Here is a 12,546-nt window from a genome sequence, read left to right on the forward strand (position 1 = left end):
TGGGGGATCACATGTCCGACGGCGGCCACGAGCGGAACGGGCACGAGAAGGTGCCGAGCAGGCAGCGCAGGCGCTTCGAGGGGATCTCGTCGCGGGCGTACGAACACCCGGCGGACCGCTCGGCCCTGGTGGCCCTGCGCCGGCTGAGCGGCTTCGACACGGTCTTCAAGGCGCTCAGCGGTCTGCTGCCCGAGCGGAGCCTGCGGCTGCTGTTCCTGTCGGACTCGGTGCGGGTCTCGGACGCCCAGTTCACGCACCTCAACGACATGCTGCGGGACGCCTGTTACATCCTGGACCTGGAGAAGGTCCCGCCGATGTACGTGAACCAGGACCCGCAGCCGAACGCGATGTGCATCGGCCTGGACGACCCGATCATCGTGGTGACGACCGGACTCGTCGAGCTGCTGGACGAGGAGGAGATGCGGGCGGTCGTCGGGCACGAGGTCGGCCACGCGCTGTCCGGTCACGCCGTCTACCGGACGATCCTGCTGTTCCTCACCAGCCTCGCGGTCCGGGTCGCCTGGATCCCGCTGGGCAACCTCGCGATCATGGCGATCGTGACCGCGCTGCGCGAGTGGTTCCGCAAGTCGGAGCTGTCCGCGGACCGTGCGGGCCTCCTGGTCGGCCAGGACCTGCGGGCCTCGATGCGCGGCCTGATGAAGATCGCGGGCGGCAACCACCTGCACGAGATGAACGTGGACGCGTTCCTCGCGCAGGCCGAGGAGTACGAGTCGGCGGGCGACCTGCGCGACTCCGTGCTCAAGATCCTCAACGTGCTGCCCCGTACGCACCCCTTCACCGCGGTCCGCGCGGCCGAGCTGAAGAAGTGGGCGGAGTCCCGCGACCACCAGCGGATCATGGACGGTCACTACCCGCGGCGCGACGAGGACAAGGACACCTCGGTGTCGGACTCCTTCCGGCAGTCGGCGGCCAGCTACGCCACCGACATGAAGAACTCCAAGGACCCGTTGATGAAGCTGGTCAGCGACATCGCGGGCGGCGCGGGCGACCTCGGCGGCCGGGTCCGGCGCGGCTTCGGCGGCTTCGGGGGCGGCAGCGGCACGGACTCCGCGGCCGGCAAGGACACCGGCGGCGGCAAGGACGGCGGGGCCGCGGACGCGCCGCGGGACGGCCGCCCGGACGACGAGGGCACCGACAGCCGCGGCTGACCGGGCCGTCGGACGGCTGCGGTCATTTCGCCGGCTACAGCTTCGGCTGGGCGCTCCGGGCCAGGGTCCCGCACAGGGCCGTGGCGCTTCCGGTGGCGTACGGGTCGGTTCCGGCGGGGCCGCCCGCCCGGGCCGTCTGGCCGGCGAGCAGCGGGTGCAGCCGGCTCACCGAGTCGTCGGAGCAGGTGAGCGGGCCGGCCTGGACGTACGACACCGCCAGCTGGACCTGGTGCATGCGCAGGTCGTCGCGGTCGAAGCGGAAGTGCAGCTCGCGCCGGACGGTGAACAGGGAGGCCTTGGCCTTGGCCTCCGCACCGGCCGGCCTGAGCGCGTAGACGAAGGTGTGGTCGGCGATGACCTCCAGGGTGTTCGCGTCGAACTCCGCGGCCTGGAGGGTGCCCTGGACCCGGATCCGCTGGTCGGCGAGCCGGGCCCGGGTCGCGTCGAAGCGGATCAGCCAGCCGGTCGGGGCGTGCCGCCCGTCGGCCATGGGGTGCTCGAAGCTCTGGTCGAACTGGTCGAGCTGGCGCGGGTCGAGCAGGATCCGTACGGGCCGGGTGGCGCCGCCGGTCAGGACGCTCGGGTCGAGGGCGGACTCGACGAGGTAGTCCTTGGCGGTGGTCAGGGCGCTGACGACCTGGCTGTCGGAGAAGTGCGCGGTGCGCCGGGACGCGGGCAGCGTGATGCCGTCGGCGCCGATGCGGAACTGGGCGGCCGGGCTGTCGGCGTACAGCTTCTCGGGGTCCGTGGAGCCGGGCACCGCGGTCTGCGGGGCGAGCGGGATCACGGTCATCCGCAGCGGTTCGGCCGGCTGGGTGGTGGGGGTCTGGTAGGGGTGGCGCACACCCATGTAGATCGCGGTGCCGAAGGCGATGGCGATCAGCAGGACGAGGACCAGTGCCTGCCGGGACAGTCCGCGCCGCAGGGGTGGCCGGCGGCGCACGGCCGGGCTGTGGTCGGCCATGCGCTCCTGGGCGGAGAACTCCTGGAGGCGGGCAGCACGGACGAACGACTCGTCGAAGACGACGGATCGGTATTCGTCCTCTCCACCGGCGGGGGCGCCCTCGGGTGTCCCCTCAGGTGGGTCTCCAGGCCCGCCCATACCTTCAGAGTAGGTCTCAGGGAGCCTCGGTAAACGCTGCGGTGTGCGACAAGTTCTGACAGGTTCCCACCAGGACGGCCGGGCTGTTCGAGGGATCGTCACGGCTCCGCCGGGCGACTCGCCGTCAGGGGGTTCGCGGCACCGCCGAGACGGCCGGCTGGGAGTAGTCGGCCGAGGCGGAGGGGACGGTGCCGGTGACCTTCTCGCGGCCCTGTTCGAGGCCGGTGGAGGCGGGCGAGGGGATCTGTTCGTCGTGGGCGCCGGAAGCGCCGCGGTAGACCGCGGTGAAGGCCAGGGCGACCATGCCGACGCCCATGACGAGGGCGAGTATCCAGGCGACCGGGCGGTGCCAGCGGGCGTGCTTCCCGTAGAGCCGGCCGTACGTCCCCGGGGCGCCGTAGCGGCCTTCGAGGAGGTCGCTGTCGTCGAGGTCGTCCAGGTCGGGATCGTGGCCGAAATCGCCGAGGTCGTCCGGCCCGAAGCCGTCCTCGTAGTCGTCGGAGCGGGCGCCGCGGGCGTGCGCCCGGCGCGCCTCGGCCTCGGACGCCTCCGCGCGGGCCTGCGCGGCGGACAGCAGCCTCTCCACCGCGGTCGGCTCGTGGATCACGGCCGCCCGGACGAAGTCCTCGTCGAAGACCACGGAGGCGAACTCTTCGTCCGCACCCCCGCGGTCACGGTTGTCGTCGGGCTCCCAGCCGTCAGGGAACGGCGTGCCCCCCACGTCCTCCGGCACGGATCCAGAGTAGACCTGGGGGGTCAATTTGGGCAGACGGTACGGAAATTCATCCACCTGACGAGACACGTCGTGCGCGGGCGGCAGGCCGCGCACCACCCCTCGTGCGCCCCGTGCGCCCCTGTAGGCCGGTGCGGTCGCCCCACGGGCCCCCGGCGCCCCGGCACTCCCGTGGGCCCTGTGGTCGCGGCGGATCAGCGGCGGATGTGGCCGTCGCCCGTGACGATGTACTTCGTGCTCGTCAGCTCCGGCAGCCCCATGGGGCCCCGCGCGTGCAGCTTCTGCGTGGAGATGCCGATCTCGGCGCCGAAGCCGAACTGGCCGCCGTCGGTGAAGCGGGTCGAGGCGTTCACCGCGACCGTCGCGGAGTCGACCAGTTGGGTGAAGCGCCGGGCGGCCTGCTGCGAGGTCGTGACGATGGCCTCGGTGTGACCGGAGCTCCACAGCCGGATGTGTGTCACGGCCCGGTCGAGGGAGTCGACGACGGCCGCGGCGATGTCGTAGGACAGGTACTCGGTGTCCCAGTCCTCGGCGGTGGCCTCGACGACGGTGGCCCGGGAGTCCTTCGCGTAGGCGAGGACGCGCTCGTCCGCGTGCACGGTGACACCGGCGTCCGCGAGGGCGTCGAGGGCGCGCGGCAGGAACTCCGCGGCGATGTCCTGGTGGACCAGGAGGGTCTCGGCGGAGTTGCAGACGCTGGGGCGCTGGGCCTTGGAGTTGATGAGGATGTCGACGGCCATGTCCAGGTCGGCCTGGGCGTCCACGTACACGTGGCAGTTGCCGGTGCCGGTCTCGATGACCGGCACGGTGGACTCCTGGACGACCGTGCGGATCAGGGACGCGCCGCCACGCGGGATGAGGACGTCGACCAGGCCGCGGGCGCGCATCAGCTCGCGGACCGACTCGCGGCCCTCCCCGGGCACGAGCTGGATGGCGTCGGCGGGCAGTCCGGCGCCGCCCACCGCGTCGCGCAGGACCCGCACGAGGGCGCTGTTCGACTCGTGGGCGGAGGAGGAGCCGCGCAGCAGGACCGCGTTGCCGGACTTCAGGCAGAGGGCGGCCGCGTCGACGGTCACGTTCGGGCGGGCCTCGTAGATGATGCCGACGACGCCGAGCGGGACGCGGACCTGGCGCAGGTCGATGCCGTTCGGGAGGGTCGAGCCGCGGACGACCTCGCCGACCGGGTCGGGCAGGGCCACGACGTCCCGCACGTCGGAGGCGATGGCGCGCACCCGCTCGGGGGTCAGCGTGAGCCGGTCGATGACGGTCTCGCTGGTGCCGGCCTCGCGGGCCTTCGCGATGTCCTTGGCGTTGGCGGCGACGATCTCGCTCGTACGGACCTCGAGCGCGTCCGCGATCGCGAGCAGCGCGTCGTCCTTCTCGGCCCGCGGCAGGGGCGCCAGGTCGGCGGCGGCGGACTTCGCGCGGTAGGCGGCCTGGGTGACCGGGGACATCGAGTCGTACGGCGAGAGCGTGGTCATGGGGGAAGCGTAGTGCGCCCGGCACGACGGTTCGGCGGTTGTCCCACACCCCGAGACAGGCTCAAAAGGGGTGAACTCCGACGGGGGTCGCGGGCAGCGGTCCGTACCCCTCGGCGATGCGCTGGTGGTAGGTCTCGCGGTCGATGACCTCCAGGCCGACGATCTCCCAGGGCGGGAGTTTGGCGGTCTGCCGGTGCTCGCCCCACAGGCGCAGCGCGACCGCCGCCGCGTCGTGCAGGTCGCGGGCCTCCTCCCAGTAGCGGATCTCCGCGTGGTCGTTGGCGTACCGGCTGGTCAGCAGGAAGGGGTGGTCGTGAGCGAGCTGTTCGAGACCGCGCCTGACCTCGGTCAACGGTGCCTCGCCGCCCGAGACGCTCAGCGTGACGTGCCAGAGCCGGGGCTGTTCGACGGGCTGCTCGCCCTCGTAGGTGTCACCGGCCGCGACGCTCGTGAGGGCTCTCTCCTCGCCCGCCGCACGGGAGGCGGGACCACCGCGGGACGCCGCCGCCCCAGGGCGCACTCGTCTCACGACGGCCTCCTTAACCCGATGGTCGTACCGAATCCCGGACTCTCCCTGTCACAAAGTTGAGCAGGTGAGAAGCCGTCGTGTGGCGGTTTTACGGAACGTCCCCCGGTGGGGGCGGCGGAATCGGCCGTTTACGGGTGTAGCGGACAGTTGATCCAGGATGCGGCCGTGAACGCCGGGACGGGTGACTCAGGGGTTGAGCAGGGCGAGGTCGTCACGGTGGACGACCTCACGCTCGTAGGCGGGTCCCAGTTCCCGTGCCAGCTCCCGGGTGGAGCGGCCGATCAGCTGGGGGATCTCCTTGGCGTCGAAGTTGACCAGTCCCCGTGCGACGGCCCTGCCGGTGCTGTCGCGCAGTTCGACGGGGTCCCCGGCGGTGAACTCGCCCTCGACGGAGGCGATGCCCGCGGGCAGCAGCGACTTGCGTCCCTGGACGACCGCGCGGACGGCGCCGTCGTCGAGGGTGAGCGCGCCCTGCGGGGTGGAGGCGTGCTGGAGCCAGAGCAGCCGGTCGGCGGAGCGTTTTCCGGTGGCGTGGAAGTAGGTGCCCGTGTCCCGCCCGGCGAGGGCGTCCGCCGCGTGGACGGCGCTGGTCAGCACCACCGGGATGCCGGCGGCGGCGGCGATCCCGGCCGCCTCGATCTTGGTGGCCATGCCACCCGTGCCGACACCGGCCTTGCCCGCGCTGCCGGTCTCGACGCCCACGAGATCGGCGGGGCCGCGGACCTCGGCGATCCGGGAGGTGCCGGGCCGGCTGGGGTCCCCGTCATAGACGCCGTCCACGTCGGAGAGGAGGACGAGCAGGTCGGCGTGGACGAGATGGGCGACGAGGGCGGCGAGGCGGTCGTTGTCACCGAAGCGGATCTCGTCCGTGGCGACGGTGTCGTTCTCGTTGACGACCGGGAGGGCGCCCATCGCGAGCAGCTTGTCGAGGGTGCGCGAGGCGTTGCGGTGGTGGGAGCGGCGGCTGGTGTCGTCGGAGGTGAGGAGCACCTGGCCGACGCGGATGCCGTACCGGGCGCACGAGGCCGTGTAGCGGGCCACCAGGAGGCCCTGGCCGACGCTGGCGGCGGCCTGCTGGCGGGCGAGGTCCTTGGGGCGGCGGCGCAGCCCGAGCGGCGCGAGTCCGGCGGCGATGGCTCCGGAGGAGACGAGGACGATCTCGCGCGCGCCGCCGCCGTGTGTCTTGGCGAGGACGTCGACGAGGGCGTCGACCCGGTCCGCGTCGAGGCCGCCGGAGGCGGTGGTGAGCGACGAGGAGCCCACCTTGACGACGATCCTGTGGGCCTCGGCCACGTCCGCCCGCACCGTATTCCTTGCCGCTGACACGCCATCCCCAATGTTCCGACCAGCCCGGTGCCTGCAATCTACGCGAGCGGGTCTCCCCGGCGATCGCCCGTTCCGACGGGCGGACGCCCAGGGTTCACGGCCCGCGACGGAGCGTGGTTCCCGGAGCGCGCCGGCTCAGGGGTGCGGGGTGCGCGCGGGGGCGCGCCGGAGAGGGGGCCCGGGGCGTGCGAGTGCGGGGTTCAGGGGTGTGCAGATGCGGGGGTTCAGGGGTGTGTCGGAGAGAGGTCTCGGGGTGCTGTCGGCCTGTGTTTCCGGGGGCTACCGGAGGGGTCGCCCACCCGCGCCGGGCCAGTCGGCACACGGCCCATTGAGGGCTCGCTCACAGAGTCGCCGGGCATTATGTGCCCTATGCAGTGATAGTTCCCACGGAAGATTGCTAGCCGGGTCTTCAGGTCATACGGTCAGTCGTCGGCCGTCTGTTGGTGACAGCTCGGCCGCACGATCCCCCATCCGCTGCATCCCCCTCGCAGGAGCCCAGCCCGTGCCCTCCGCAGGCCTCGCCCCCCGTCGCATCGTGCAGCTTTCCGCGCTGTTCGCGATGTTCGCCTTCCTCACGGCCCAGATCGTCTCCGCGCTGCTGCCGAACGTCCCGGTGTTCGTCGCCGCGAGCGCGGCGGGTCTCCTTCTGGACGTGTATCTGCAGTACCGCGACCCCGGCCTGCTCTCGCTGCTCGGCAAGGTGCGCTTCGACGTCACCGTCCGCCAGCTGCTGCGCGACATGCTGATCATGGTGGGGCTGCTGCGGATCGACGGCATCAACCCGACGCACGAGCAGGCGCCGCTGCTGATCGCGATATGCGTCCTCTACGCCCTGCACTTCGCGTGCCACGCCGTCTCGGTCCTGGTGCGCCGCACCAGGACGCTGCCGGTCGTCACCCGCAACATCGACGCGTCCGCGCTGCGACTGACCGCCGCGCCGCCGCGCATCCTGGCCCGCCGCCAGGGACACCGGCTGCTGGCGCTCTCCGTCCCGGCGACGGCCGGCCTGCTCGTGACCGCCGCCACCACGAACGCCCTCTGGGGCGGCATCGGCGAGGGCATCGCCGTCGCCCTGGCCCTCGGCGGCACCGTCTACCTCGGCACCTGGCTGCTTCCCAAGAAGCGCGCCAAGAGCGAGGCGAAGGTCATGGAGTGGGTCGACTCGTGGCTGGCGGACTACCAGCCCACCGTGGCCATGTACTTCTCGGGCGGCACCACGTCCGCGTACCAGGCGAACATGTGGCTCTCGACGCTCTCGCAGATCGACGCCCGGCCGCTGATCGTGCTGCGTGAGCGCTTCATGGTGCAGAAGATCGACGCGACCGACGTCCCGATCATGTGCTTCCCCAAGGTCTCCACGATGTTCTCGCTGGAGAACTCGACGCTCAAGATGATGCTGCACCCGGCCAACGCCGCGAAGACCTCCCAGGTCCTGCGCATCCCCACGATCAAGCACGCGTTCATCAACCACGGCGAGAGCGACAAGCTGTCCTCCTGCAACCCGTACGCCAAGGCGTACGACGAGGTGTGGGTCGCCGGTCCCGCCGCCCGTGAGCGGTACGCGCTCGCCGAGGTCGGCGTCGGGGACAAGGACATCGTCGAGGTGGGCAGGCCGCAGCTGACGCCGATACGCCTCTCCTCGGGCCCGCCCACCGGCACGTACACGACCGTCCTCTACGCCCCCACCTGGGAGGGCTGGGACGGCAACCCGGGCAACACCTCGGTGGTGCTGGCCGGCGAGAACATCGTGCGCCACCTGCTCGCCGACGAGGGGGTGCGCCTGCTGTACAAGCCGCACCCGATGACCGGCTCCGTCGACCCGCGCGCCGGCGCGGCGAACGAGCGCATCATGGCGATGATCCGCGAGGCCAACACCCGGCGTTCCGGCGCCCGCCCCGGCACGGAGGCCGCCGCCGAACTGGCGCGCCGCACGGCCGAGTTGGACACCCTGACCTCGACCGCCTTCCGGACGAGCGCGGACGAGATGGAGCGGATGCTGCTCCAGGGCGCGCCGCGCGGCGACCGCGAGGCGGAGATCGCCCGGGCCACGACGGCGTGGGAGTCCGCCTTCTGGGCGTCCTTCCCGGAGTGGGAGCACCAGATCGTCACGGGCCCGCGTCCGGCGATCTTCACCTGCTTCAACGAGGCCGACCTGCTGATCAGCGACGTCTCCTCGGTCGTCTCGGACTGGCTCTCCAGCGAGAAGCCGTACGCGGTCGCCAACACCTCGGGCATGACGGAGGCGGCCTTCCGCGCCGGGTTCCCGACGGTGTCCGCGGGCGCGATCCTCTCGCCGGCCGCGGACGGCGTCCCGGCCCTCCTGGACGCGGTCCGCCACCCCGAGCGCGACGAGTTCACGGCGGCCCGCGTCGACCTCAAGGAGCACCTGCTGGGCCCCTCGGACCCGCCGTCGCTGGCCCGCTTCGACGCGGCGATCGCGGACCTGTCCACGAAGGCGGACGAGCGCCGGGTGCGGATGACCGCCCGTCTCGCCGCGGAGATCCCCTCGCAGCGCGGGGCGGCCGAGGACTCCGCGCACGAGTCCGAGCAGGGCCTCGGCTCGGACACGGACTCCGAGGACAACGGCGCCGAGGACTCGGTCAACGCGTGACACGGCGCAGCTGAGCAGAGCTGAAAAGAGGGCCGGCGACTCGACCACGAGTCGCCGGCCCTCTTTAGTGCGCTCCCCCGGACCGGAGGCAGGGGGAGAGCGGACCTCGCGATCCGCCGGCCTGACGCGGGCCGCCGCAGCAACGCGGGCCCGGCCTCCGGAGAGGTCGGGCCCGCGGTGCTGCTTTCGCTGTCTCGCCGGTCCTGGAGGACGGCTCACGGCCGTCCGTCTAGAACGGCTCGAAGTCGTCGTACTCCTTCTGCGACTCGTCCCGCTCGGCCTGCTTGTCCCGGCGGCGCTGGGTGGCGGGGCGCGGCTCCTCGAAGCGGTGGTCCTCGCCACGGCGGCCCAGCATCTCGGCACCGGCCATGGAGGTGGGCTCCCAGTCGAAGACGACCGCGTTCTCCTCGGGGCCGATGGCGACGCCGTCGCCGGAGTGGGCGCCCACCTTCGTCAGCTTGTCCTCGACGCCGAGGCGCGCGAGCCGGTCGGCGAGGTAGCCGACGGCCTCGTCGTTGCTGAAGTCGGTCTGGCGCACCCAGCGCTCGGGCTTCTCGCCGCGTACGCGGAAGAGGCCGTCCTCCTCCTGCACCACGGTGAATCCGGCGTCGTCGACCGCCTTCGGACGGATGACGATGCGGGTCGCCTCCTCCTTGGGCTTCGCGGCACGTGCACCGGCGACCACCTCGGCGAGCGCGAAGGACAGCTCCTTCAGGCCCATGTGGGCGACCGCGGAGACCTCGAAGACGCGGTAGCCGCGGGCTTCCAGTTCGGGGCGCACCATCTCGGCCAGGTCCTTGCCGTCCGGCACGTCGATCTTGTTGAGGACGACCATGCGGGGCCGCTTGTCCAGGCCGCCGTACTGCGTCAGCTCCTCCTCGATGATGTCGAGGTCGGAGATCGGGTCGCGCTCGGACTCCAGGGTGGCCGTGTCCAGGACGTGGACGAGGACGCTGCACCGCTCGACGTGGCGCAGGAACTCGAGGCCGAGGCCCTTGCCCTGGCTGGCGCCGGGGATGAGGCCGGGAACGTCCGCGATGGTGTAGACGGTGTCACCCGCGGTCACGACGCCCAGGTTCGGCACGAGGGTCGTGAAGGGGTAGTCCGCGATCTTCGGCTTGGCGGCCGACAGGACGGAGATGAGCGAGGACTTGCCCGCGCTCGGGTAGCCGACGAGGGCCACGTCGGCGACGGTCTTCAGCTCCAGGACGATGTCCTGGAAGCCACCGGGCACACCGAGCAGCGCGAAACCGGGCGCCTTGCGGCGGGCCGAGGACAGCGCGGCGTTGCCGAGGCCTCCGCGGCCGCCCTCTCCGGCGACGTACGAGGTGCCGTGTCCGACGAGGTCGGCGAGGACGTTGCCCGCCTTGTCGAGCACGACCGTGCCGTCCGGCACCGGCAGGATCAGGTCCTGGCCGTCCTTGCCGGAGCGGTTGCCGCCCTCGCCGGGCCTGCCGCTGGTGGCCTTGCGGTGCGGTGAGTGGTGATAGTCGAGCAGCGTGGTGACGGACTGGTCGACGACCAGGATCACGTCACCGCCACGGCCGCCGTTGCCGCCGTCCGGGCCGCCGAGCGGCTTGAACTTCTCCCGGTGTACGGAGGCACAGCCGTGACCTCCGCTACCCGCGGCGACATGCAGCTCGACGCGGTCCACGAAGGTGGTCATGTGGGGTGCCTCCAGCACTTCGGTTACTTCTGTACGTACGGAATGTCTCTTACGTAACACGCGAAAGGCGGACCCTCTTCCCGTGGGGGAAGTGAGGTCCGCCTCGCGAAGAACTCTGTTCTACGGAGCCTGGGCCCCGAGGCAGTGGATCCGGTCCGCGTGGAACCGGATCAGCCTCGACGGGACTGGATCAGGCGACCGGAACGATGTTCACGACCTTGCGACCGCGGTGCGTGCCGAACTCGACCGCACCGGCGGCCAGCGCGAACAGCGTGTCGTCCTTGCCACGGCCGACCTTGACGCCGGGGTGGAAGTGCGTGCCACGCTGGCGGACCAGGATCTCACCGGCGTTGACGGTCTGACCGCCGAAGCGCTTCACACCGAGCCGCTGAGCGTTTGAGTCGCGACCGTTCCGAGTGGACGATGCGCCCTTCTTGTGTGCCATGTCTCAGTCCCTACCCTTACTTCGCAGCCGCGGGGATCTCAGTGACCTTGATCGCCGTGTACTGCTGGCGGTGGCCCTGACGACGGCGGTAGCCGGTCTTGTTCTTGTAGCGAAGGATGTCGATCTTGACGCCCTTGTGGTGATCCACGATCTCGGCCTGGACCTTGATGCCGGCCAGGACCCAGGGGTCGCTCGTCACGGCTTCGCCGTCGACAACGAGCAGGGTCGAGAGTTCGACCGTGTCGCCAACCTTGGCAGTGGAAATCTTGTCAACCTCAACGATGTCGCCGACAGCAACCTTGTGCTGGCGACCACCGCTGCGCACGATGGCGTACACGCGGATCTCTCTCTCGCTCGGAACCGAACCCCCGCAGTCCAGCCGCCGGCGGGTGCGAGCGGCCTCTACCAGGGCTCGAAGCGCGCAGAACGCGCCTGGTCCCGGGAGGAATGAGGTTTACGGGGATGTGGCGTGTCAATGGACACGCCGACGGTCCAGGTTACGAGACCCTCCCCACCGGGGTCAAACCGGGCCCGGCTCAGCCGGAGACCGCCGCGACGTAGTCGGCGTAGGCCTCCCGGATGCGGTCCGGCGACAGATCCAGATGCTCCAGGACAGTGAACCGCCCGGGCCTGGTCCGCGGAGCGAACTCCACGGCCCGCACGAACTCCTCGACGCCGAAGCCGATCTCCGCCGCCACCACCGGCAGCCCGTGCCGGTGGAGCGTGTCCGCCATCAGCCGGGACCCCGCACGGTCGCCCCGCAGATGCATGGCGAAGGCCGCGCCGATCCCCACCTGCTCGCCGTGGGCCGCGGCCCGCTTGGGATACAGCAGGTCGAGCGCGTGACTGATCTCGTGGCACGCCCCCGATGCGGGCCGGGTGTGACCGGCGATCGACATGGCGATGCCCGACAGCACCAGCCCCTCCGACAGCACGGTCAGGAATCCGTCGTCGCCGCAGCCGCCGGGGTGCCGGAGCACGGCCTCGCCCGCCTGACGTGCCATCGCGGCCGCCAGACCGTCGACCTTCTCGCCGTTGACCCGGTTGGCCAGCTCCCAGTCCGCGACCGCCGAGATGTTGGACACCGCGTCGCCGATGCCGGACCGGACGAACCGGATCGGCGCCTCACGGACCACGTCGAGGTCCACGACCACCGCGATGGGGGTCGGCACACCGTAGGAGCCTCGGCCCGCGTCGTTGTCCAGGATGGACACCGGCGAACAGATGCCGTCGTGCGCGAGGTTGGTGGCGACGGCGACCAGGGGAAGGCCGATGCGCGCGGCGGAGTACTTGGCGCAGTCGATGACCTTGCCGCCGCCCAGACCGACCACGGCGTCGTGGTGGCCCGACTTCATCTCGTCGGCCAGCCGCACGGCGTCGTCTATGGTGCCGCCGCCGACCTCGTACCAGGTCGCGCCCGGCAGTGCCGGCGTCAGACGCTCGCGGAGCCTGGCACCCGACCCGGTACTGACCGCGACAGCGAT

General features: G+C 71.4%; 11 protein-coding genes. 2 read left to right on the forward strand and 9 right to left on the reverse strand.

Going from position 1 to position 12,546, the window contains the following annotated elements:
• Positions 1–11 precede the first annotated feature (11 nt).
• A complete protein-coding gene (locus tag ACIRQH_RS25215; protein ID WP_358821457.1) occupies positions 12–1,169 on the forward strand; it encodes a M48 family metallopeptidase in 1,158 nt (385 codons plus the stop codon).
• Between the two features lie 34 nt (positions 1,170–1,203).
• On the opposite strand, the gene ACIRQH_RS25220 is transcribed toward ACIRQH_RS25215, so the two are convergent.
• The 5 genes from ACIRQH_RS25220 to proB all read right to left on the reverse strand — a co-directional run bounded on the left by ACIRQH_RS25220 (position 1,204) and on the right by proB (position 6,307).
• Positions 1,204–2,271 (reverse strand): hypothetical protein, encoded by a 1,068-nt coding sequence (locus ACIRQH_RS25220; protein WP_388864583.1) that lies wholly within the window; start codon positions 2,269–2,271, stop codon positions 1,204–1,206.
• A 124-nt stretch (positions 2,272–2,395) separates the two neighbouring features.
• Positions 2,396–3,031, reverse strand: a complete 636-nt coding sequence (locus ACIRQH_RS25225) for a hypothetical protein (protein WP_404227033.1) — start codon at positions 3,029–3,031, stop codon at positions 2,396–2,398.
• A 167-nt stretch (positions 3,032–3,198) separates the two neighbouring features.
• Positions 3,199–4,485 carry a glutamate-5-semialdehyde dehydrogenase gene (locus ACIRQH_RS25230; RefSeq protein ID WP_358821423.1) on the reverse strand — a complete coding sequence of 429 codons (1,287 nt, stop codon included), beginning with the start codon at positions 4,483–4,485 and terminating at the stop codon, positions 3,199–3,201.
• A gap of 61 nt (positions 4,486–4,546) precedes the next feature.
• Positions 4,547–5,005 (reverse strand): hypothetical protein, encoded by a 459-nt coding sequence (locus ACIRQH_RS25235; RefSeq protein WP_358821456.1) that lies wholly within the window; start codon positions 5,003–5,005, stop codon positions 4,547–4,549.
• 195 nt (positions 5,006–5,200) lie between these two features.
• A complete protein-coding gene (gene proB / locus ACIRQH_RS25240; protein ID WP_388864579.1) occupies positions 5,201–6,307 on the reverse strand; it encodes a glutamate 5-kinase in 1,107 nt (368 codons plus the stop codon).
• Between the two features lie 535 nt (positions 6,308–6,842).
• Between proB and ACIRQH_RS25245 the strand changes: the two genes are divergently transcribed.
• The gene (locus ACIRQH_RS25245) at positions 6,843–8,951 is read left to right on the forward strand and encodes a hypothetical protein (protein WP_404227034.1); all 2,109 of its coding nucleotides are present in this window, start codon (positions 6,843–6,845) and stop codon (positions 8,949–8,951) included.
• A 229-nt stretch (positions 8,952–9,180) separates the two neighbouring features.
• Here the strand turns inward: ACIRQH_RS25245 and obgE are convergent, their stop codons facing one another.
• From obgE to ACIRQH_RS25265, 4 genes are all read right to left on the reverse strand, one after another.
• Positions 9,181–10,617, reverse strand: a complete 1,437-nt coding sequence (gene obgE, locus ACIRQH_RS25250) for a GTPase ObgE (protein ID WP_358821420.1) — start codon at positions 10,615–10,617, stop codon at positions 9,181–9,183.
• A 190-nt stretch (positions 10,618–10,807) separates the two neighbouring features.
• Positions 10,808–11,062 carry a 50S ribosomal protein L27 gene (gene rpmA / locus ACIRQH_RS25255; protein WP_107016287.1) on the reverse strand — a complete coding sequence of 85 codons (255 nt, stop codon included), beginning with the start codon at positions 11,060–11,062 and terminating at the stop codon, positions 10,808–10,810.
• A 16-nt stretch (positions 11,063–11,078) separates the two neighbouring features.
• Positions 11,079–11,399, reverse strand: coding sequence for a 50S ribosomal protein L21 (gene rplU / locus ACIRQH_RS25260; RefSeq protein ID WP_081221565.1), 321 nt, complete (start codon positions 11,397–11,399; stop codon positions 11,079–11,081).
• Between the two features lie 199 nt (positions 11,400–11,598).
• A partial coding sequence (locus tag ACIRQH_RS25265; RefSeq protein ID WP_388864574.1) for an iron-containing alcohol dehydrogenase family protein occupies positions 11,599–12,546 on the reverse strand: 948 nt, incomplete at its 5' end.

Origin of the sequence: Streptomyces sp. NPDC102279 (assembly GCF_044766365.1) — a bacterium.
In the GTDB taxonomy this organism is placed as follows: domain Bacteria; phylum Actinomycetota; class Actinomycetes; order Streptomycetales; family Streptomycetaceae; genus Streptomyces.